Annotated in this window: 21 protein-coding genes and 1 pseudogene; 4 read left to right on the forward strand and 18 right to left on the reverse strand. The window is 26.5% G+C overall.

Features of this window, described 5'->3' with window-relative positions; translation table 11 throughout:
* Positions 1-185 precede the first annotated feature (185 nt).
* Entirely contained in the window at positions 186-1,052 is an 867-nt protein-coding gene (locus CSGHG_RS13635) for a DMT family transporter (protein ID WP_010296374.1), read from the forward strand.
* A gap of 45 nt (positions 1,053-1,097) precedes the next feature.
* Here the strand turns inward: CSGHG_RS13635 and CSGHG_RS13640 are convergent, their stop codons facing one another.
* The 3 genes from CSGHG_RS13640 to CSGHG_RS13650 form a co-directional block, all read right to left on the reverse strand.
* Positions 1,098-1,454, reverse strand: coding sequence for a NifB/NifX family molybdenum-iron cluster-binding protein (locus tag CSGHG_RS13640; RefSeq protein ID WP_010296377.1), 357 nt, complete (start codon positions 1,452-1,454; stop codon positions 1,098-1,100).
* 197 nt (positions 1,455-1,651) lie between these two features.
* Positions 1,652-2,236 (reverse strand): HutD family protein, encoded by a 585-nt coding sequence (locus CSGHG_RS20865; protein ID WP_010296380.1) that lies wholly within the window; start codon positions 2,234-2,236, stop codon positions 1,652-1,654.
* A 128-nt stretch (positions 2,237-2,364) separates the two neighbouring features.
* Positions 2,365-4,059 carry a M3 family oligoendopeptidase gene (locus tag CSGHG_RS13650; RefSeq protein ID WP_010296383.1) on the reverse strand — a complete coding sequence of 565 codons (1,695 nt, stop codon included), beginning with the start codon at positions 4,057-4,059 and terminating at the stop codon, positions 2,365-2,367.
* Positions 4,060-4,293: 234 nt separating this feature from the next.
* Here CSGHG_RS13650 and CSGHG_RS13655 point away from each other — a divergent pair, with 234 nt between their 5' ends.
* On the forward strand, positions 4,294-4,842 hold the full coding sequence (locus CSGHG_RS13655) for a pyruvate kinase alpha/beta domain-containing protein (protein ID WP_010296386.1): 549 nt from the start codon (positions 4,294-4,296) through the stop codon (positions 4,840-4,842).
* A 107-nt stretch (positions 4,843-4,949) separates the two neighbouring features.
* Here the strand turns inward: CSGHG_RS13655 and CSGHG_RS13660 are convergent, their stop codons facing one another.
* A complete protein-coding gene (locus CSGHG_RS13660; protein WP_010296390.1) occupies positions 4,950-5,336 on the reverse strand; it encodes a hypothetical protein in 387 nt (128 codons plus the stop codon).
* A gap of 246 nt (positions 5,337-5,582) precedes the next feature.
* On the opposite strand from CSGHG_RS13660, the gene CSGHG_RS23315 reads away from it, so the two are divergent.
* A complete protein-coding gene (locus tag CSGHG_RS23315) occupies positions 5,583-5,750 on the forward strand; it encodes a hypothetical protein (protein ID WP_155844768.1) in 168 nt (55 codons plus the stop codon).
* Between the two features lie 22 nt (positions 5,751-5,772).
* On the opposite strand, the gene CSGHG_RS23925 is transcribed toward CSGHG_RS23315, so the two are convergent.
* The 4 genes from CSGHG_RS23925 to CSGHG_RS13685 form a co-directional block, all read right to left on the reverse strand.
* Complete coding sequence (locus CSGHG_RS23925; protein ID WP_328284741.1) at positions 5,773-6,948, reverse strand: acyl-CoA dehydratase activase; 1,176 nt, start codon at positions 6,946-6,948, stop codon at positions 5,773-5,775.
* Complete coding sequence (locus tag CSGHG_RS23930) at positions 6,936-7,430, reverse strand: 2-hydroxyacyl-CoA dehydratase family protein (RefSeq protein ID WP_010296395.1); 495 nt, start codon at positions 7,428-7,430, stop codon at positions 6,936-6,938. Before CSGHG_RS23930 ends, CSGHG_RS23925 begins: the two co-directional genes overlap by 13 nt.
* Position 7,431: 1 nt before the next feature.
* Positions 7,432-8,703, reverse strand: coding sequence for a 2-hydroxyacyl-CoA dehydratase subunit D (locus CSGHG_RS13675; protein WP_010296398.1), 1,272 nt, complete (start codon positions 8,701-8,703; stop codon positions 7,432-7,434).
* 173 nt (positions 8,704-8,876) lie between these two features.
* A complete protein-coding gene (locus tag CSGHG_RS13685) occupies positions 8,877-10,328 on the reverse strand; it encodes an alanine/glycine:cation symporter family protein (protein ID WP_010296402.1) in 1,452 nt (483 codons plus the stop codon).
* Between the two features lie 718 nt (positions 10,329-11,046).
* Between CSGHG_RS13685 and CSGHG_RS13690 the strand changes: the two genes are divergently transcribed.
* A complete protein-coding gene (locus CSGHG_RS13690; RefSeq protein WP_010296405.1) occupies positions 11,047-12,936 on the forward strand; it encodes a type I glutamate--ammonia ligase in 1,890 nt (629 codons plus the stop codon).
* A 76-nt stretch (positions 12,937-13,012) separates the two neighbouring features.
* Here CSGHG_RS13690 and ptsP read toward each other — a convergent pair.
* The 10 genes and pseudogenes from ptsP to CSGHG_RS23615 form a co-directional block, all read right to left on the reverse strand.
* Positions 13,013-14,712, reverse strand: a pseudogene (gene ptsP / locus CSGHG_RS25105) (phosphoenolpyruvate--protein phosphotransferase).
* Between the two features lie 29 nt (positions 14,713-14,741).
* Positions 14,742-15,467: a glucosamine-6-phosphate deaminase gene (gene nagB / locus CSGHG_RS13705; RefSeq protein ID WP_010296415.1), complete on the reverse strand. Its 726-nt coding sequence runs from the start codon at positions 15,465-15,467 to the stop codon at positions 14,742-14,744.
* Positions 15,468-15,545: 78 nt separating this feature from the next.
* Entirely contained in the window at positions 15,546-16,622 is a 1,077-nt protein-coding gene (locus CSGHG_RS13710; protein ID WP_010296418.1) for a DUF871 domain-containing protein, read from the reverse strand.
* A 16-nt stretch (positions 16,623-16,638) separates the two neighbouring features.
* Positions 16,639-16,944, reverse strand: a complete 306-nt coding sequence (locus tag CSGHG_RS13715) for a PTS lactose/cellobiose transporter subunit IIA (RefSeq protein WP_010296420.1) — start codon at positions 16,942-16,944, stop codon at positions 16,639-16,641.
* A gap of 24 nt (positions 16,945-16,968) precedes the next feature.
* Positions 16,969-18,279, reverse strand: coding sequence for a 6-phospho-beta-glucosidase (locus tag CSGHG_RS13720; protein WP_010296421.1), 1,311 nt, complete (start codon positions 18,277-18,279; stop codon positions 16,969-16,971).
* A gap of 375 nt (positions 18,280-18,654) precedes the next feature.
* Complete coding sequence (locus CSGHG_RS13725; RefSeq protein ID WP_010296422.1) at positions 18,655-19,986, reverse strand: PTS sugar transporter subunit IIC; 1,332 nt, start codon at positions 19,984-19,986, stop codon at positions 18,655-18,657.
* A gap of 20 nt (positions 19,987-20,006) precedes the next feature.
* A complete protein-coding gene (locus CSGHG_RS13730; protein WP_010296423.1) occupies positions 20,007-20,318 on the reverse strand; it encodes a PTS sugar transporter subunit IIB in 312 nt (103 codons plus the stop codon).
* A 17-nt stretch (positions 20,319-20,335) separates the two neighbouring features.
* On the reverse strand, positions 20,336-21,244 hold the full coding sequence (locus CSGHG_RS13735; RefSeq protein ID WP_010296424.1) for an N-acetylglucosamine kinase: 909 nt from the start codon (positions 21,242-21,244) through the stop codon (positions 20,336-20,338).
* 121 nt (positions 21,245-21,365) lie between these two features.
* Complete coding sequence (locus CSGHG_RS13740; protein ID WP_010296425.1) at positions 21,366-21,617, reverse strand: HPr family phosphocarrier protein; 252 nt, start codon at positions 21,615-21,617, stop codon at positions 21,366-21,368.
* 276 nt (positions 21,618-21,893) lie between these two features.
* Positions 21,894-22,187: PRD domain-containing protein (locus tag CSGHG_RS23615; protein WP_010296430.1), on the reverse strand; the 294-nt coding region annotated here is incomplete at its 5' end.

Genomic DNA, 22,187 nt, shown 5'->3' on the forward strand with positions numbered 1-22,187 from the left:
TATCTAATTCCTACATTAATATATTATACTTAAATAATATGCTTAAATTTTAATAGTAACTAAACATCAAATTAAGTTTTTATGATTGTTATATAGTTTTATAAATTTACACTTGAAATTTAATTATAAATTGTACATAATATTATTGATTATTATTTTCATTTACAAAGAAAGGATACTTTAATATGTGTAATAGAACTAAAGGAATACTCTTTATAATTTTATCTGCATTTGGTTTTGCAATGATGTCAGCTTTTGTTAAATTATCTGGAGACTTGCCATCTTTTCAAAAAACCTTTTTTAGAAATTTAATTTCTTGTATAATATCATTTTTTATAATCATAAAAAATAAAGAAAGTTTTTTTGGAAAAAAGGAAAACCAAAAAACTCTCTTATTAAGATCTGCATTTGGAACCCTTGGAATAGTTTTAAATTTTTATGCAATTGATCACCTTATACTTTCAGATGCAAACATGCTTAACAAACTTAGTCCATTTTTTGTTATAATTTTTTCCGCCATATTTTTAAAAGAAACTATTAAAACTAATCAAATCCTAGCAGTAATTATTGCATTTTTAGGTGCATTATTTATCATAAGACCTGCATTAAGTCTAGATTTGATTCCATATATTATAGGTATATTTTCAGCTATATCTGCTGCAGCTGCCTATACTTGTGTAAGATTCCTTGGTGGAAAAGAAAAATACTATACTGTAGTATTTTATTTTTCCTTCTTTTCTTTAATAGTACTTTTCCCCTTTTTAGTCTTAAGTTATAAACCTATGACAGTAATGCAACTTTTTTATTTATTAATGGCCGGTACTTTTGCAACTATAGGTCAATTCGGAATAACTCTTGCTTATAAATATGCACCTGCCAAAGAAATTTCTATATTTGATTATTCAAATATAATTTTTTCAGCTATAATTAGCATGATTGTATTTAATCAAACTCCGGATAAGTTCAGTTTCTTTGGTTACATAATAATATTTATATCTTCATTTTATATGTTTATATATAATAAAAAGTTAGATAAATTAAATATTAAATAAAAAAACAGAGGTGTACCTCTGTTTTTTTATTTTAAAATAGTTATTTTAATTACTATGATGTTCCCCATGATGATTGCATAAAACTTTTTTATCTTTAAGTTTTCCTGATATAAAAGATGATATTACATCATTAACATTTCCATTAACTCCTCTTATAACATCTAATCCCTTTTCTTTTAAAGCATTATATGCACCTTGTCCAATTCCACCTGTTATAACGACTGAAACCCCTTCATTTACAAGTAATTGAGATAAACCACCATGATTATGTTGCAAGTCTTTTGAAGATATTTCTTTGCACTCTTTAATATTAGAACCATCTAAATCTGCTATAAAAAAACATTCGCTTTTACCAAAATGCTGATTTATATATTCTCCGTTTTTAGGCATAGCAATTTTCATAAATTTCCCCCTAACTAAAATCGTATACATAATCTAATTTATAATACACACAATTTATATAATATCATGTTACTTTACTATAACTCCAACTTAATTACATACTTTTTAAGATTGTATTTTAATATATCCTACCGATTATACATATTAATCATATATTTTCTAAACTTTTCTAACAAATTCTTATATATACATCATATCTAGACTTCTATACTACAAGCTAAAACTTTAACATTGTTCTTATTCTCTAGTGCAATTGTCAATTTTTCAAATTTATCATTTCTTATTACTATGGCATTGTACTTTTTTAGTACTATAGATTTTTCATTAATTTTTATAACAACGTTATCATCTATGGTATAAAGTACGAATACTTGTGTCATATTAGATTTACTTGTTAGAATATTCTGCTCATTCCCTTTTAAAACACTTATATCTCCACTTGTATCCCCCATTAACATTAAATTAAAATCTGTAACTTTACCAAAACTTTTAATTTCCAATTCTCCTGAAAATCTATAAATTTCATATGGCATTAAATTTACAGTAACTCCATCCTCATGAAGTAATTTTAAATCATTATCTAATGTTGTTATTAATCTTTTCACATTTTTTAATTTTGTAAATGTAGATGTTTCTAGGTCAATAGTAGCTGAGCTTACCCTAAATTTAAAATTTCTTTCTTTATAATTTCCATTTTCAGGGTAAATATATATTTCTTTAGTTTTACCACCAGTCCAATTAGATATATTTTGTTTATGTGGTTCTATAATTTTAATATCCACTTCTATACCTCGCCTTTTAACTAAATTATATTTGTGATAGAACTAATCATATAATTAGTTCTATCTTTTCTTTTTAATAAATTCTTATGTTTTTTTATCTTTATAAGTTAAAAAGTTATTTTCACTTTCTATAAATTAATATCATCTACTTTTTCTAACCAACGTTCTATTTCCTTTATTATGGAACTTACACACCCTTCTTCAAATGGGGATTTCAAGTTAGCATACTTTACAAGATTTAAAAATGATTTAGTTCCACCTATACTGCATAGTTTCACATAATCTTTCCATGCGCTTTCTCTATCTTCTATCATTTTTTTCCAAAACTGAAGAGCACATATCTGTGCTAAAGTATAATCTATATAGTAAAATGGTGTTTGGAATATATGACCTTGTTGCATCCACCAACCACCTCTCTCTAAAAAATCACATTTTTCATAGTTTTTGTGTGGCAAGTATTTTTTCTCTATATTTCTCCAAGCTTCTTTTCTTTCCTTTGGTGTGGCATTTGGATTTTCATATACATAATGTTGAAATTCATCTACTGTTATTCCATATGGTATAAATTTAATAGCTCCACCTAGATGAATAAATTTATATTTTTTTGTATCCTCTTTAAAAAACAAATCCATCCAAGGCCAAGTAAAAAACTCCATGCTCATAGAATGTATTTCACAACTTTCATAAGTGGGAAAAGTACACTCTGGCATATCAATCCATCTTGATTGATATACTTGGAAAGCATGACCTGCTTCATGTGTTAAAACATCAACATCACCAGAAGTACCATTAAAATTTGAAAAAATAAACGGTGCTTTATAATCTGGTATATAAGTACAGTAGCCACCACTTTTTTTATGTTTTTTGGTAACAAGATCTAAAAGATTGCCATCTACCATAAAATTAAAGAATTCTTTTGTTTCAACTGAAAGTTCTGAGTACATTTTTATGCCATTATGGATTATCCATTGTGGGTCTCCTTTTGGTGTAGCATTTCCACTTAAAAATTCAAATTTTTCATCAAAATACTCAAGTTTATTAATGTTCAATCTCTTTCTTTGTCTTTCATAAAGCTTATTTGCAACAGGAACTATATAATCTAATACTTGTTTTCTAAAAACTTTAACCATCTCTGGATTATAATCACTTCTCATCATTCTAACATATGCAAGTTCTACAAAATTTTCAAATCCCAATTTCTTTGCAATCTTATCTCTAACTTTAACTAACTTATCATATATTGCATCAAATTCTTCCTCATGTTCTACAAAAAAATTATATTTTGCTTTTCCAGCTCTTTCTCTAACATTTCTATCTTTTGAAATTAAGAATGGCCCCATAGATGACAAGTTTCTTTCTTCACCCTCAAAATTTATTTTACAAGATGCAATAAGTTTAGCATATTTTGAGCTTAATTTATTTTCAAGCTGTAAATCTTCTATAATTTCATTTGAAAAAGCTTTTAATGAAAGCTCTGCTAAATTTAAGAATTGAGTTCCAAATTCCTCTTCTAACTCTACTCTAAACTTGGAGTTAATTATAGCTTCATAAAAGTTTGAGTTTATTTCTTCATACAATGGACCATAGGTATCCCAATAATCCCTCTCTTCATTATAAAACTTGTCATCAGTATTAACATCATGTCTTATAGATGCGATAGTACTCATACTTTCCAAACTATTTCTCATTTTATTTATTTTTCTTATTATACTTAACTGATTAGCACTGCTTTTTTCAACTTTAAATTTTTCTGTTAAATTTAAAATATCATTTTTGTATATCTCATAATTAGGTCGTTCATATTTGTATTGTTCAAATTTCATAAAATTTCCTCCAAACTTTACTTTTGATATAACCTACTAAATAAACTTCTTTTATTATATAATACTCTAAATTTTATATAATTGAAATTATATTTTAAATATTTAAAATTTTTAATTAATTTCAAACCTATTAAATATATTTTATTCTAAAACATATACCACATAACATATTTTTAAGATTCATGTTAAAATAATATTAACTTATTATTTATAGTGTTTTAAGGAGGGGTATTAATGTATTTTGAAAAAGCAGGAAAAGAAAACACAATAAAAACACTGGAATTAGCTCTTGAAACTGCTAGAAACAGGAATATAAAACATATAGTTTTAGCATCAAGTAGTGGTGAGACTGCTTCTCTTCTTTCAGATGTAAAAGACATAAACATAATTTGTGTAACCCATGCTTATGGTTTTAAAAATGGTGGAGAAAATGATATGTCTGATGATGTTAGAAAAAACTTAATACAAAAAGGTATAAAAGTTCTTTCTACTACCCATATTTTAAGTGGAGCTGAAAGAGGAATTTCTAAAAAATTTGGTGGCGTATCTCCAGTTGAGCTAATAGCAGCCACTTTAAGAATGTTTGGCCAAGGAACAAAAGTTGCTGTAGAAGTTGCTATCATGGCTGCAGATAGTGGTTTAATTCCTTATATGGAGCCAATTATTTCTATAGGTGGTACTCATTATGGTGCAGATACTGCAATCATTCTCAAACCAAATCATGCTAATAATATATTAGATACTAAAATAGAAGAAATAATTTGCAAGCCTAATTCTATCTAAAATAATAAAATATAAAATTGCAATATATATGAAAGAAAATAATGATCAAATTGCTTGATCATTATTTTTCCATATGTCTACTCTAGATTAAAAGATATTTATAACTTTTAATCTTTTTTATTATTTTTCACTATTTCTTCTTTTAAAATTTCCAAATCATCTTTTGCGTATTTGTAAAATTCAGATTTTTCTGTTTCCAATATGATTTTTTCAGCTTTATCATATTCTCCGCTAACACAAAATTTTTTTGCTCTAATATATCCATTAGTTACATGCCATAATCCTTTTGCTACATCTTTGTCATCTTGTTTTTTTAATCTATTTGATGCTATAGCAAAAGATTCCAATGCCTCAACATAGTTATCCTCTTTTAAATATTTTTTACCCTTATTTAAAGTTTCCATCCCTTCATCTGAAAAACATCCTACTAAAAAAACACTTAAAATAATGCATAAAGAAAGAAAAAATTCTTCAAAGAACTCCCCCCTATCCATCTTTCTTAATATCTTATATTATAATTTTACAATATATATATATTTATTTAAAGCAAACTTTCTTTTAACTATTATTTCTAAAGTAACAATTCTATAGTAAATACATAAATTAAAGTATAGAAAGTGAAAGAAAATAATTTTTTTCATTCATAAAATCAACGAAATTGAATAAAAACCTTGAAATTTATTTATAAATTGCCTTATTTCTATGTCTATACTTCAAGAAAAAAAAGGGGTGAACTGTAAATGTCAATACCAAAAAATATATTATTAATAAGCAGAAAAGCAAGTGAAATTACAGATTTATTATACGAAAAAATGTGTGCTAAAACCGAAGAAGATAAAAATAAAATATCTAAAAAAATAGAACTGGCTAAAAAAGATTTGGAGACCATAAAGAATAAAAGAGGGTAAATCCACCCTCTTTTATTGCATTTTAACTTAATACTCTTTCTAATCCAATTAAAGCAGCACCTATAGCTCCACATACTTGTGCTTCTTTTGGTACTATTAATTTACTGTTCAATTTTTCTTCTATAGCTAGAACTACACCATAATTTTTAGAAACTCCTCCAGTTATCATAAATAAATCATTTAATCCAATCCTTTTTACAAGTGATAATATTTTACAAGCCACTGATTTATTTATACTATGCACTATATCCTCTATATTTTCATTTTGAGCTATTAGCGCTATAACCTCTGATTCAGCAAACACACTACACATACTAGAAATTGTAAGTTCTTTATTCCATTTAACTCCTACTTTACTCATATAACTTAAATCCAAATCTAAGGTCCTTGCCATTAGTTCCAAAAATCGTCCTGTTCCTGCAGCACATTTATCATTCATTACAAATTCTTCAACATCTCCATTACCATTTATTCTTATAGCCTTGCTATCTTGTCCACCTATATCAATTACAGTCCTTACATTTTTATTTAAAAAATTTGCACCCTTTCCATGACAAGTTATCTCAGTTACTTTTTCGTCTGCAAACGGAACAGAAATTCGCCCATATCCAGTAGCTACAATAAAATTTAATTGCTCTTTTTTTAAATTTGCATTTTTCAAAACATCTTCTAGTGCCATATTGATACTACTTAAAGACTTTGCTCCTGTTTTTAAGATAGTTTGTCCTAAAATTTCTTTCTTTTCATTTAATATAACTGCATTTGTAGATGTTGATCCACTATCTATTCCACATACATAAATATCATTTTTCACTTTTTTCTTACTAATTTTTTCTTTTTTAATATTTATACCTTCCATCAATCCCTCAATCCTTGTTGATATTTGTCCATGACAACTTTTAGTATAATCTGTTTCTATTTTAACTATAGGGAAATTAGCTTTTTCTTTAATATCAACATATTCAAAATTGTAATAGTCACAAAATTTAACTGTATTATATATAACTCCTTTAATATTAGGTGATTTCAAAATTTTTTTTCTTTTTTCCACATTCTCCATTCTCATACAGGGATTTTTATTCAAAATTTCTTTACTATATAAATAAATTATTTCATCTAAATTACTTATATTTTCAATTTTTAAATAAAAACTTTCTATCTGTGAGCATGTCCAATTTTTTATATTTAAATGAGAAATTTTTTTATATAATCTTCATCTTCTTTGCTCAATCTATTTCCTAATATAGCTATATAAGAATCATTCTCATTTTTCTGTTCATTTTTTTTAAACTGATTTTTAAATTTTTCTATATTAAAATCCCTTTTAGAAAAATTTTCATATGCTTCTATAAATTTTAAAATTTCATTTTTAAATAAATTTATAGAATATTTATTTATTTTTTTAGGTAAATCTATAATATAACAAAACTCTACTTTCTTATCCTTATCTAATATATCTTTTGTTCTTCTTAATGAATCACAGCAATTCATAAAAACTACTTCTTTTATATTCAACAATTTTATGTTTTCTATTATCGCTTTAGAATAACTACACAAATTATTATGTCCTACTGTATGTGCTGTTTCAAAATCATTTACAGAAGAATTCAATTCCACACACTTTATATCAAAACCTTCAAATATTTCTTTAGGTGTATATTTACAAACATATCCTATCATTTTATTTTTTCACCGCCTTTACTATATCTAAAAAAGCCTCTACTCTAGTTCTTATCTGTTCTTCTTGAGAATTACGTTTGTCTATGCCATCTCCATCTAAAATTAGAGTTTTAATATTATTTTCTTCAAGTTTAGACTTTAATAAATTAGCTCCACCTAAAGATTGCTTACATCCCATATGACAAAAATTCACAACTCCATCTATATTTAATTTGTTACAAAAATCCAATATATTATCAGCCCTTCTTTCATAGGCACCATTGAACTTATTTAAAATTAATTTTTTTGCTATTGACTCGTAAGGTTTATTAATATCCAATTTTGTAATATTATTAAAGTTAAAATCACATATTACAAGTTGGTTATTTAAATTAAAATTAAATATATCTTTTAATGGTTTTGAGTAAATAGGAATTAAATGTGTCCAAAGAATTCTATTCCCATTACATTTATCACATCTAAATTTTATATCGTCTACAAGCATTTTATAATATTTTAGTGATTTTGAATGTCCTAAAAAAACATATGTTACAAATATTCTATACATTTCTAATGTTAATGTATTGGGATAATACTTAACTTTAAGTTCTTTTAAAAACTCATCATAATATTCTAAACATTTATTTTCTCTTGCAATAACTTCTTTAAGTTTTTCCTCACTTAATTTACATTTAAAATTATCTTCCAAAAAAGTAACTAACTCTTTCAATTGAAGTATTACATATTCTATACTTTCATTTGAATAATTATAAGGTACATCTATAATATATTTAGGAATGTCATAACTTTTAGATATTCTCCTAAAAGTGTTTATATTAGCATCACAAGCAATAGTTGTAGTTATAGCACACTTTGGTGCTTTTAAAACCTTTGATTCACTAGCCCCTAAAAAAGTCTTGTGATATGAACAATAACTTTCGCTCAATCCTGTATTTTCTATAAATTCAATAAATCCCTTTTCACAATCTGCACCTGAAATATATGATGAAACCCCTTCTATAAACATAGGTGTTATATTCATAGCATGAAGAAATTCACATGGAGTAAAGATATTGACTATGGCAGAATTATCACTATCATTCATAGCTTGTAAGATAAAATCCATTGAAATTTTCGTTAGATATTTTTGAGATGGCAAAAAATTTTTTTCTTTAAATTTGCTTAAAATATTTCCTTCTATCCAATATCCTAATTTAAGAATATCAAAGCTTTTTTGCGGGTTATTTTCTATATTATTGCAAACCAAATTGCTGTAAGTTTCAAATAAATTCATAATATCCCCTCATAAATAAAATAATAATATATATACTATATTCTTTAAATTTAACCTTTACCCTTCTTAATATATAAAATTTTTCACACTTAACGAATTCTAATTTTTATACTACTTTTAATTTAGTTTTTATAAAAAAGGCAATTTTTAAATTGCCTTTTACTCTTTCAATTTTATTTTTCTTTTTTTCTATCTTCATAAAATGGCTTAAACTCTGGATTTACTTTTCCTATACCTAAATATCTAGCCTTATAATCCTTTAATAATTCAAAAAACCTTTTACTTAAAATCAGTATTACTATAACATTTATAAATGTAGGTATAGCCGATGTAAAATCACCAAATAGCCATACTATTTGTCCCGGTAAACCTTTCATTACCGCCATTACAACCATTAAAAATCCTGGTATTGGATAACAGTATTTATAAAACTTTAATATAACCTTTTTTGCTTTTATATTATCCTTACTTGCATGTCTTAAAAGAATCTCATAATATGTGTACCATCCCGTTGTAGTTGTTATTCCAAATAAAAAAACTCCTATACTTAAGATCACTCTACCTAAGTATCCCATTCCAGATTCAAAAGCTGAAAGTGTTAATGTAGCACTTGTTGCACCAGAACACCAATTTCCAGTTATTATTATTATCAAAGCTGTTATTGTACATACTACACCAGTATCAATAAAAACTTCAAAAGCACCCCAAAACCCTTGTCTTATAGGATGATCTGTCTTTGCTGTTGAATGTATCATAGGAGATGTTCCCCATCCAGCTTCATTGCTGTAAACTGATCTTGACATACCTATTTTTAACACCTGCATAAAGGTAGCACCTGTAAATCCACCTACAGCTGCAGTACCGGTAAATGCACCTTTAAAAATCAATGATATTGTTTCTGGTAAAAACGTTATATTTTTTAAAATTATAAACAATCCTGAAACTATATAAAATAAACACATAAAAGGAATTGTTTTGCTAGCTATTTTTCCAAGACCAGGTATACCACCATTAATCATTATATAAACTAAAATTGCATAAACAAATGCCACCAGTATCATACTAACATTAAAGGTACTTGATATAGCTTCAGATACTGTATAATTTTGAAGAGTTATGAAAAATGTTGATAATATCCCTCCACCAAATAATATTGCTGGAATAATCCACAACTTAAATTTCTTTTCTTCTCCTAACCCTTTTTCCATATAAAAGGATGGACCTCCATAAGGGTTTCCTTCTTCATCAATCGTTCTATAATGAACAGCTAATGTAACCTCTACCATTTTTATTATGGCACCTAAAAGTGCAGCTACCCATAGCCAAAACACAGCGCCTGGTCCACCTACAGCTATTGCTGTAGCTACACCACCAATATTACCTACTCCTACACTTCCTCCTATAGCTATACTTATTGCTTCAAATGGTGATAGAATTCCTTTCTCCCCTTTACTTGTTTTGTCTTTCTTGATTAATTTTCCAAAAGTTTCTTTCATTATATGTTTAAAAAACTTAAATTGAAAAAAACCTGAAGCTACAGTAAAAAATAGTCCTGTACCTAGAATTGTTACTATTAAAGGAGTTCCCCACAATAAGCTTACAGCCTTTTGAATAAATTCCTCCATTTAATCCCCACCTTTGCACTACTCAACCATAAAATTATTAGTCATTAAATTAATTAGCATCTTCAAATTTTATAATAATAATCCTAGTAACTAAATTATTATTATTACGTTATATTAATTTTACAGCTTAATAAATCTATATTCGGAAAATTGTGATTTTATTTAAAACATTTTTTACATTTTATAAAACTTTATTAAAATATATTAATAATTTTAAATGGCGAATATTTTTATAGATTTAATTGTTTTTCTTCGATTTTTTCTTTGATTTCAATGGAATTTTATATGATTGTTTTAATTTAAAATATTTCATTTTTCACTCATTTATACAAGATGAAAAAGTTTTAAATTAAAATAAATAGACAAAGGAGAAATTTTGCTTTTTTTTCATTCATTTTATATATTTTTTTAATTAAAATAAATATTTTTCCCTTTTTGTATTTACTTTTTATATTTCGTGTTTTATAATTATTAAAAATATTGTAAAGGCTAAATTTCTATTTATTTCAAATTTTATTTTTAAGAATATAGTCCAAGCACTTAAACTAAATATTAATTACACAATTTAAATTTTAAATATTATATATATTAAAATAATATTTAATTATCAGAACATTTTTCATGTTCTCTTTTTTAAAATTAAATTTTGAGTAAATAATTTAATTTATTTTTTATTAGCAATTAACAATTTTATTAATTTTAATATGGAGGTTTTTTTATGAAAAATAATTTAATTTATACAATACCAAAGGAAATGCATAGCAAACAAAACATCAAAAATATTCTTTTGGCTCACCCAGAAATAAAATTTGTTTCTTTATGTGGAATTGATTTACTTTTTAATGATATAGATGAAAAAATACCTGTAAATTTATTTTTAAATGATTTAGACAAATTTCTAGATGGAATCGCTGTAAAAACTGATGGCTCTTCAGTTAATCTACCGGGTATAGCTACCCTTAACAATGCACAAGTAGATATAAAAGTTGATTTAAATTGTAGCTGGTACATAGACTATAATTATGAACATATCGATGAAATTACAAATCTTCCTGTGGGAACACTAACAATACCATCTTTTCTATTCCACGAAGGTGTTGCAGTTGACTCAAGAAGCGTCTTGAAAAGTACTTTAAAACATTTTAAAAACTCTTTAATAAGTTTATTTGAAACTTCTAATGTTCTTGATTGTTTTGGAATAAAATTTTATGATATAGCAGATGTAAACATTACATTAGCTACAGAATTAGAGTTTTGGGTTAAAACACCAAATGAACTTGCAGATGTTGAAGAACTTTGTACTTCTGAAGTTCTAAAAGAACAATATTGGAAAAGAACTAAAGGTTCTGTAAGAACATCACTTGAAAAATCTCTTTTACTTCTTGAGAAATATGGACTTAACCCTGAAATGGGCCATAAAGAAGTTGGCGGTGTAAAAGCTCAACTTACAACCACAGGATCTTTAACTCACATAATGGAACAATTAGAGATTGATTGGACCTATAGTGATGCTATAAGTTGTTGTGATAATGATCTTTTAGTTAGAAACTTAGTAAAAGAAACTTTCAGAAAAAATGGATTAGATGTTACATTTATGGCAAAACCAATTGACAATATTGCTGGTAGTGGTAAGCATCTTCACATTGGTGTACTATTACATTTAAAAAATGGAGAGAAAATAAACTTATTCCATAGTAATAAGGATTTTATGAGTGTTCTTGGTTATGGAGCTTTAATGGGAATTTTAAAGAATTATGATATAATAAATCCATTTGTATCTAACTCTATTGATTCTATAAAAAGATTACAACCTGGATTTGAAGCCCCTGTTTGTACATGTACTTCATTAGGTTTAAACAAAGATATGCCATCTAGAAATAGAACGGTTCTTTTAGCTCTTATTCGAGAAGAAGACAATCCTTATAGCACAAGATTTGAATTAAGATCTCCATGCCCTCACACTAATAGTTATTTAGCTACAAGTGCATCAATTTTATCTATGTTAGATGGATTAACATATGTTATTAAAAATAACAAAACTACTGAAGATTTATTAATGGAAATTTCAAAAGAATATGGTGAAGAGGCATCTTACTTAGAAAATAACCGTAAATATAGAAGTGAAAATAATATCTTTACAGATTACTCAAAAGAAGAACTTGAAAAATACTTTGGTAAAGCACCAAAAACAGTATTGGAAAACTTAAAATCTTTTGATAATAAAAGTAAAGTTTCAAAAATTAATTGTGGTACTATACTAAATGATAAAATTATTAATAGTTATAGAATGGGTGTTACAGAAAGATACTTAAATGAGCTTACTGGACGACTAATTCCTCAATATGTAAAGGTAGTACGTAACTGTCAAAAACTAAATCACGATGAAAATTCTAAAATTGATGTTGCTAATTGGGAAAACATTCAAAGTTTAAGAAATTACATTATGAAAGATAATGATGAAAATTTCTCATTATTTACTAAAATTAAAACTGCAATCAATGAATATGATTTAAATGAGGTTTCTAATTTACAAATAGAATTAGATGAAAAAATTTCACTTTTAAAAAATCTATATAATAAATACAAACAAAATTTAATTGAACTATAAAAAATTTATTTTTAATAAAATAATAGTGAAGCAAAAATAGCATGCTATTTTTGCTTCACTATAGTTATTTCCTATTTTAATTTTCATTTCTAAATTCTTCTAAAGTTTTTTCTATTTCCTCATCTGTTTCTAGTGATAATACCCTTTTACAAAGCTTTTCACATTGATATATATCATATTGAGACATATATCTTTTAACTCTACATACATATGATGGATTTACACTAAATTCATCTAATCCCATTGCCATAAATATTGGTATTAAATTAATATCTCTAGCTGCTTCACCACACATACCAACATATATTCCATTCTTATGTCCATTTTCTATAACAATTTTTATTAGTCTTAAAACTGCTAAATTGTAGTTACTATACAAGTCTGAAACATTGTTATTTAACCTATCTACCGCAACAGTATATTGAATTAAATCATTAGTACCTATACTAAAGAAATCAACCTCTTTTGCCAAAACATCAGAAATTATTGCTGCTGATGGTACTTCTATCATAATTCCTATTTCTATATTTTCATCATATTTTATTTTTTCGTAATCTAACTCTTTTTTGCATTCCTCAAGTAAATTTTTAGCCTCCCTTATTTCTTTTAAAGATGAAATCATAGGAAACATTATCTTTACTTTACCAAAATTACTAGCCCTTAAAATTGCTCTTAATTGGATTTTAAATAATTTTTTTCTTTTAAACAATACCTCGTAGCTCTAAGTCCTAAAAAAGGATTCTCCTCTTTAGGTATATTAAGATATGAAATTTCTTTATCTCCTCCTACATCTAATGTTCTTATAATAACAGGCTTTTCTTTCATTTGTGCCGCTATATCTTTATATATTTCAAATTGAATATCTTCTGTAGGAGCATTTTTTCTATCCATATATATAAACTCACTTCGTAAAAGTCCTATTCCTTCGCCATTATTCTTTATTATTTCATCTAACTGAGTAGGGACTTGAAGATTACAGGCCACTTGAAATCTTTTCATATCTTTAGATAGAGGTATTTTTTCTAAAAACTCCTTATCTAAACTTTCCTCAACCTGCATTGTTTTTTTCTTTTTATTAAAAGCTTCTATATCATATTGAGTTGGATTTATTATAAATTGGCCATTACTTCCATCCATAGCTATAATAGACTTATTATCTACCATACTTAAAATATTTTTTGCACCTACAATAGCAGGTATACCTAACATTCTTGCTACTATCGCAACGTGAGAAGTTTTCCCTCCAGTCTCTGTTATAAATCCTATTATTTTATTTTTATCAATTTTTACTGTTTCAGATGGTGTTAAATCATGAGCTACAAGAACAAATTTTCCTTCAACTTTTTCATAGTTTAATTCTTCTTTTTTTAACAACTTATTTGTAGCTCTATTAATTATATCTATAAGGTCAATGCTTCGTTCTTTAAAGTATTCATTATCAAATGAATTAAAAAGCTCAACAAAAAACTGTTTTCCTTTTTCTAATGCCCATTCGCTATTTATTTTATCTGTCTTTATTTTTTCTTCAACAAATTTTAAAAATTCTTCATCCTTAAGCATGCATATATGTGCATCAAAAATTTCTATTTCTTCTTTAGCTAATTTTTTATTTAATATTAGATTTTCTATATCTTTTATGCTGTCTTCCACAGCAGACTTAAATCTTAATAATTCAGCACTTATATCTTCTATACTATATTTAGGTATTGATTCTTTTACATCTTTTATTAAAACTTTGCTAATTTCAATACCGTTAGATACTCCTATACCCTCCATAATATCACCACCTAATAATTATGAGCATTTTATAAAAGTTTTGCACCTTTTCTATCCACTATAATAGTAACATTTGGGTGTAATTGAAGTACAGATGAAGGAACACTCTCTGTTACATTTCCATATACAGTCTCATATATAGCTTTACTTTTATCTTCACCTGAAACTAATAATAATATCTCTTTAGCATTCATTATAGTTTTTATTCCCATAGTAATAGCTTTTTTAGGTACTTCTTCTATATTTCTAAAAAATCTAGCATTAGCTTTTCTTGTATCTTCATCTAGTGATACAACATGAGTTGTAGATCCAAATTTACAATGAGGTTCATTAAATCCAATATGTCCATTTCTTCCTATACCTAAAATTTGAATATCTACTCCTCCACAACTTTTAATTTTACTTTCATAACTCTCACATTCTTTTTCTAAACTTTCTGCTAATCCATCTGGAATATTGATATTTTCTTTTTTTATATCAACACTATTAAAAAGATTTTTGTTCATAAAATAATGATAGCTATTAACATTTTCATAGTCTAAACCATAATACTCATCTAAGTTAAAAGTTATAACTTTATCAAAACTAATAAATTTTTCACTATATAATCTAATAAGCTCTTTATATGTTCCTATAGGAGTTGACCCTGTAGCCAACCCAAGAATTGTTTTAGGGTTTAAAATCAATTTGTTAGCTATTATCTTAGCTGCCTTTTCACTTAACTCATTATAATCTTCTGTTGTAATAATTTTCATATTTTCCAACCTTTCTGTCATTTTGTTTTACCTTTTCTAAATTAATGCCCACTGAAAATTCGCCTATATAGAATATAATTAGCTTTCTTCAAACTTAAATTTTTGCCATGGCCTTATATAATCTAAAAGGTATATTTCCTCTTCTGATATTCTGCCAACTACACTAGTTTTACCACTGTTTTTCATATCCTTCAGTGCAATTTGAAGTTCACCACTATATCTTTTATAAAGAGAACTTTCTATTAATACATCTCCTTTTTTTATTTCTCTAATATTTAGGGGCTCAAAGTATTCATTTCTATATTTAACTCTACTTTGAGTAGATCTTATCATATATTCTGAAACATCTCCTCTATTAAAATGTTCTTCATCTAATAAGATTTTCCTTTGAATATAAGATATATTTTCATATAAATTTACTTTTAAACTTAGCAAATTTCTATTTAGATTAGATAACTTTTTAAGTTCTTCATCTGTTGCAAAACAATTTCCTATTATTACATCATCTATAAATTCAGTGTTAAATAAATCTTTTGCTTGAACTTCTATTGGTAAAAATCTATGTTCTTCTAACGTACAAAGTCCCTCATTTACGGGCCATGGTCCAAATTCTCCATTTTGGGAAGTTACAAAAGCTGCTGTCCTTACTCCATTTTCTTTAAAAACCTTTGAACAATTGATAAAATGTTTTCTTGAAAGCCCTGTATATCTGTGAGGATAAAAATTATGACATCCTATTATATTTTCTTTATTAGGTTGAAAAGCTAATATATTTTCTATCTGCTTTGTTCCATTACTCATATTAATTTCTATTTTAAAATTTTCTTTATTAAAACTCATTAAGGATTCCTCAACACCACCAAACCCTTCATCTAGTCTTATACCAGTTAAATTCAATTCATGTAGTTGTTCCAGGTTTTTATAGTTTATACCTATCTTTTTTAATGCATCCTTATTTACATCTGCAATAACTTCCATACCAAGTTTTGTTGCTACCTTAGTTATTTCTTTAAATTGAAGTATATGGCTATCATCTGTAGAAATAAGGCATGTAAAAACCCTTGAAAATCCATAACTAGATGCTAATTCTAAGTACTCTACATATCTATCTGTTGTTGCATTTCCTGGATATACAGATATTCCCAAACATTTCATTTAATTCACCCTTCCATTATTTCAAGTAAATTTTTTCATATAAATCAATAAATTCTTCAGCCATATCTTTAACAGTTATTGCATTCATCAAATGATCTTGAGCATGAACCATAAGTAAGGATACTTCTATTTTATTATTTTGAGCTTCACTTTGTATAAGTTTTGTTTGCTGAACATGAGCTTTTGTTAGACTTTCTTCTGCACTTTTCAATGCTTCTTTAGCTTTTTCAAATTCACCTTCCTTAGCATAGCTTATAGCTTCCATGGAAAAACTTTTTGCTTCTCCACCACAGGATATTAAATTTATTATAATCTCTTCCATAACAGTCCTCCTAATTTTGAATAATTATATATTAAATCCTTGTAAATATTTTTTATTTTCTAAAAATATGTCTTCTAATACAGCTTTAGACTTCTCTATAGAACCTACTAACGGATTATTTATAAGTGCAAGTAGTGCACAATTATAATCTTTTTCCACTGAAGCTTTTATAGTAAACCTTTCATAATTTTTTATAGATATTATCAAGCCCTTTATTTTTTCATCTAATTCTCCAACTTCTAAAGGCATTGCACCATCTTTATTTATTATTGAATTTACTTCTATAACAGAGTCCTTTGGTAGTTCTTTAATAATTCCATTATTTTTAACATTAACTGTATGAACTTCATTCTTATCATTATATATAGCATTTATAAGTGAAATAGCTACAGTAGAATAATATGCACCTCCTCTATCTTCTAATTCTTTAGGTTTTTCCTCTGTATTTTCCATCATATATATATCAAATAACTTATTTTCAATCTCCATAACCTGTACAGCCCTAGTACTTTTATTTTTATTCAAACTACTTAATTCTTCTTCTAACATTCTATCTTTCATATAAAAATATCTATGATAAGGACACGGCACCATCCCCATTGCTCTTAAAAAACTTTTATCCCATTTTAAATCTGGTATATTGCTTATATTTATACTTTTACCGCTACATAAAATTTCAACTACTTTTTTTGTTATATCCTTATTGTCTAAATATACTTTCTTGCCAAAAATTAAGTGATTAAGTCCTACAAAATCTATACTTAATCTTTCATTTTTAACTTCAAGTATTTTGCTAATGTTTATTTTCATATTATATGGAACATTACAAAGTCCAATAACTTTGACCTTTGTATATTGCATAATTGCTTCAGTTATAATTCCAGCAGGATTTGTAAAGTTAATCAACCAACTATTTGGAGCTACCTGTTCAATATCCTTACATATATCTAGCATAACTGGTATCGTTCTCAGTGCATTGGCAAATCCACCTGCACCTGTTGTTTCTTGACCTATTAAATTATTTTTTAATGATATCAATTCATCTTTTTCTCTAGCCTTTAGTCCTCCAACTCTTATTTGACTAATTATAAAATCTGAATTTTTTATTCCTTCCTTCCTATTACAGGTTGTCCAAACTTTTATATTTATATTGCTCTTTTTTAACATTCTTTTTGTAAGGTTAAATATTATATCTAATTTTTTTCTACCTGTTTCTATGTCAATTAAAACTATTTCTGTTATTGGTAATTCATCTATATTATTAATAACCCCTTCTATAAGTTCTGGTGTATAACTACTACCAGCCCCTATTATTGACATTTTTATGCCCTTCATTTTCTCACTTCCATCTAATTCTTATTGTATTAAAAAATATTTAATCCCTTTTTCAATATTTCTACATCTTACTATATAGAGTTCTAAGGTCATTCATTTCTAAAATGACTAATCAAAGGTTGTTGTTACTATTAATTACTATGTTCCTAATACTAATGGTGTTTTTTATTTTAGTAAACTGATTTTCAGTTTTAAAAATTATTCTCAACTCATAATCCTTAACTTTTAATTAACTATAGTTTTACTTATTTTTTATCCTTATCAAGAGAAAATCTTCATGAAAACAAAAAACTATATTATCTCAATATAATATTAAAATTTTTTTAAATTTGGAGTATAAAGAAATAATAACCTTATACTCCAAATTAATAATATTTAAATTTCTAATTTCTTATCTTTAGAATTTTCAATTTTTGTAGTATTTGTTAAAGATTTTTTTGCATCTATTCTTTCTGCCATTATTATAAACGGATAATATATTAACAAACCTATTGTTAAATTAATTATTTGAAGTAATACACCCATTAAAGATCCACCAGTAACAAGCCATCCACTGATAATTGGTGGTGTTATCCAAGGAACCATGGCTACTGTTGGTGGTACTATTCCACTTGCTATAGCTAAATAACTAATAATAGTTAAAACTAACGGTGCTAATATAAATGGTACTAAAAATATAGGATTTAAAACTATTGGCAATCCATAAATTATAGGTTCATTTATATTAAATATACCAGGCGCTGCTGATATATTAGCCATACTTTGGTAAGCTTTATTTTTACTTTTCCTTCTATAAGAAGCTATGAAAATTGCACCTATTAAGCAAATAGTTACACCTGATCCACCCATGTATACAAAACAATCAAAGAAAGGTTTTGTAACTATATTAGGTATAGCTGCACCTGCTTGGAAAGCTTTTATATTGGCATCAAGTGCTGGAAGATATACCGCTTGCATAACTGGCTCTAATATATTGGAACCATGAAGTCCAAAGAACCATGCAATATGATTAAATAATACAATAGCTATTGCTGACCCTAAAGTATTTGCTACTCCTGCAAGAGGTTTTTGAAGCACATCATAAATTAATGCTTGAATATCAGTAACACCAACTAAACCTAGTAATACTTTTATCATTGATATAACTGCAACTGTAATCATAACTGGAAATAAAGCTGCAAATGATTTAGAAACTGCTGGTGGTACACCCTCCGGCATTTTTATTATTAATTTTTCAGATTTAGAAAATTTAACAAATATTTCTGTAACTACTAAAGCTACTATAATTGCTACAAATAAACCAGTTCCACCAGCCCATTTAAATGGTATACCGGAACCATCTTCTGTTGGATTAGTTAACATTATTAAAGAACCTAATGCCATTACTGCAGCAATTACTCCATCTGCATCATAAGATTTAGCTAAATGATAGCTTATTGTTATTACTACTAATAAAGACATTATTGCAAAAGATGCAGTCCATATATTGCCTCCAAATACAGTCCATGTTTCACCAAATATACTAGCCATAAATTTTTGATATACTGGTATAGGTAATCCATTTATCAGAACTGCAAAAGCTCCAGCAATTACTAACGGCATTATAGATACAAATCCATCCCTTATTGCTACTAAGTGTCTTTGCGAGCCTAACTTACCTGCAATAGGTACAAAATATTTTTCCATTTTATTTAAAAAATTGTTCATAGTGAACCTCCTATTTCAACCTATTTACTATTATTTATTAATTCCATAGCTTTTTTTAATACTTTTTCACCATTCATGGTGCCATACATCATACTATCGATTACATCTACTGGTATTCCTTTTGGCTCCATAGTTTTTCTAATTTTATTTAAAAGATATCTTACCTGTGGTCCTAATAAAACAACATCTACATCCATATGATTTTTAAGGTCTATTTCCCCTACAGCAATTATCTTAACATTAATATTGTCTTTCGCAGCAGCCTTTTCCATTTTTTCTACTAATAAACTAGTAGACATTCCAGCACAACATACTAGCATGATTTTTTTCATATTTCTCCCCCCAAATTTTAACTATTTTCAAGTGCTAATATTAAAGCTCCATATGCCCCATCATTATAAGAATCATGAATTACTATTTGAGGCAACTCTTTTTTTATTCTTTTTTCTAATAATTTTCTTATTAAAGGTGATTTTACTAACACACTACCACTAAAACTTAAAGGAAAGTCATTACAATTCATTTTTTCAGAAAGAGTTTTAACCATAATAAATAAATCTTCTACAGCTTTATCTATTATTTCTTTTGCCACATCATCTTCTAGGTAAGAATCAATTACAATAACTGCAATTTCTGCTATGTTATTTTTATTAGTTTTAGGATTATATATAAAAGAAATAAGTTCATCATGGGACTTTATCTGTAATTTTGTACTGACCTTTTCCCAAAGTATAGTTTGTTTACACCTTCCATCATAACTCTCCATTATTTTAGATAATGCATCTTTTCCAATTGCAAATCCACTTCCTAAATCGTCTATAAAATGCCCCCATCCACCTACTCTAATAGGATTGTTATCTAAATCTATTCCATAAGCTACTGACCCTGTTCCGCTAATTAAAATTGCACCCTTTTTTTCACCATTTGCACCAACCAAAGTTGTAACTGAATCATTAAAAATTAAAATTTTATTTTTATATCCTAAGGAATAGAACATGTTTTTCAAAATTTCTTTATCTTCTTCAAAGTCTACTCCTGCACCACCTAGACATAGTGATTTAATATCTTTTAGTGACACTTTATCCCTTGAAAAAAAGTATTTAAACATACTCCAAAACTCATCTTTTGTTTTTTCAATTCCTACTCCCTTATAATTAGTAGGTCCTATCCTCGCTGTATCAATAATTGTTCCATCATCTTTACTAAGTATTGCAACAGTTTTTGTTCCTCCACCATCGATTCCTAGATAATAACTCATACCACCCTCCCTTTATTTTAAATTTTAATATTTTATAGCAAATAAACTTTGAATTATTTTTAAATATTTTAAATTTTCAAAATATTCAAAGCCTAGTTTACCCAATTTAAAATAAAACTTTTTAATTATAAAATAGTTCTTTTAAAGAATCATATGCTTCTAATTCATCTTCACCTTCTATAATAAATGAAATAGTTTCTCCCATAGATGCACCTATACTTAATATTCCAATTATACTTTTACAATTAGCTCTCACTCCATTTTTTTCTATATCTATATTAGATTTAAAGTTTTGAGCCACTTTTACTAAATTAGTTGCCGGTCTAGCATGAAGCCCAACTTTATCTTTTACAACAATATCTAATTTTTTCATTATTTTCTCCTTTCATTTATCAAAACAAACTTTTATTTACACTTATATATAAAGCAATATACATGCCAACTTTTAAATTAGAAATATTATCCATACCCCTTTCATGGTGCTAATAACTAAATAAAAACTGTGTAATTAGTGTGTACTTTTACCTGCACACTATATTACACAGTTTTTATTGTGTAATATTTTCAAAAAACATTACACTTAAAGTTAATTTTCTTCACTAAATTCATCATATTAATTATTCTGTACTCTACCATTTTAATATATTAATTAAGTTGTTAATAATGAAAAAGTCCTTTCTTTGCTATTGCACAAAAACATTTTACAAATATATGCTAATTCATTTGTTCCAATTTTTATTTTATAAATTTCTTCTAATGGTTTTATAGTTTCTTCTATAAGTACTAATTCTCTACTATATTGTTTTTTAAACTCATCAATTAATTCAAATTTAGTTTCATCATAACCTTTTATCAATTTATCAACTAAAAAACATATATGAAGAACTATACCTAACTCTACTTCTTTCATGATTTCTATTGATAAATTATATTTTATTTTATC

Source organism: Clostridium senegalense JC122 (genome assembly GCF_000285575.1).
GTDB classification, from domain to species: domain Bacteria; phylum Bacillota; class Clostridia; order Clostridiales; family Clostridiaceae; genus Clostridium_J; species Clostridium_J senegalense.

Excerpts from the sequence above, each read along its gene's own strand:
- CSGHG_RS13635 (WP_010296374.1), top strand. The coding sequence starts at position 186 with ATGTGTAATAGAACTAAAGGAATACTCTTTATAATTTTATCTGCATTT.
- CSGHG_RS13640 (WP_010296377.1), bottom strand. The coding sequence starts at position 1,454 with ATGAAAATTGCTATGCCTAAAAACGGAGAATATATAAATCAGCATTTT.
- CSGHG_RS13650 (WP_010296383.1), bottom strand. The coding sequence starts at position 4,059 with ATGAAATTTGAACAATACAAATATGAACGACCTAATTATGAGATATAC.
- CSGHG_RS13655 (WP_010296386.1), top strand. The coding sequence starts at position 4,294 with ATGTATTTTGAAAAAGCAGGAAAAGAAAACACAATAAAAACACTGGAA.
- CSGHG_RS13660 (WP_010296390.1), bottom strand. The coding sequence starts at position 5,336 with ATGGATAGGGGGGAGTTCTTTGAAGAATTTTTTCTTTCTTTATGCATT.
- CSGHG_RS23315 (WP_155844768.1), top strand. The coding sequence starts at position 5,583 with ATGTCAATACCAAAAAATATATTATTAATAAGCAGAAAAGCAAGTGAA.
- CSGHG_RS23930 (WP_010296395.1), bottom strand. The coding sequence starts at position 7,430 with ATGATAGGATATGTTTGTAAATATACACCTAAAGAAATATTTGAAGGT.
- CSGHG_RS13675 (WP_010296398.1), bottom strand. The coding sequence starts at position 8,703 with ATGAATTTATTTGAAACTTACAGCAATTTGGTTTGCAATAATATAGAA.
- CSGHG_RS13685 (WP_010296402.1), bottom strand. The coding sequence starts at position 10,328 with ATGGAGGAATTTATTCAAAAGGCTGTAAGCTTATTGTGGGGAACTCCT.
- CSGHG_RS13690 (WP_010296405.1), top strand. The coding sequence starts at position 11,047 with ATGAAAAATAATTTAATTTATACAATACCAAAGGAAATGCATAGCAAA.
- nagB (WP_010296415.1), bottom strand. The coding sequence starts at position 15,467 with ATGAAAATTATTACAACAGAAGATTATAATGAGTTAAGTGAAAAGGCA.
- CSGHG_RS13710 (WP_010296418.1), bottom strand. The coding sequence starts at position 16,622 with ATGAAATGTTTGGGAATATCTGTATATCCAGGAAATGCAACAACAGAT.
- CSGHG_RS13715 (WP_010296420.1), bottom strand. The coding sequence starts at position 16,944 with ATGGAAGAGATTATAATAAATTTAATATCCTGTGGTGGAGAAGCAAAA.
- CSGHG_RS13720 (WP_010296421.1), bottom strand. The coding sequence starts at position 18,279 with ATGAAGGGCATAAAAATGTCAATAATAGGGGCTGGTAGTAGTTATACA.
- CSGHG_RS13725 (WP_010296422.1), bottom strand. The coding sequence starts at position 19,986 with ATGAACAATTTTTTAAATAAAATGGAAAAATATTTTGTACCTATTGCA.
- CSGHG_RS13730 (WP_010296423.1), bottom strand. The coding sequence starts at position 20,318 with ATGAAAAAAATCATGCTAGTATGTTGTGCTGGAATGTCTACTAGTTTA.
- CSGHG_RS13735 (WP_010296424.1), bottom strand. The coding sequence starts at position 21,244 with ATGAGTTATTATCTAGGAATCGATGGTGGAGGAACAAAAACTGTTGCA.
- CSGHG_RS13740 (WP_010296425.1), bottom strand. The coding sequence starts at position 21,617 with ATGAAAAAATTAGATATTGTTGTAAAAGATAAAGTTGGGCTTCATGCT.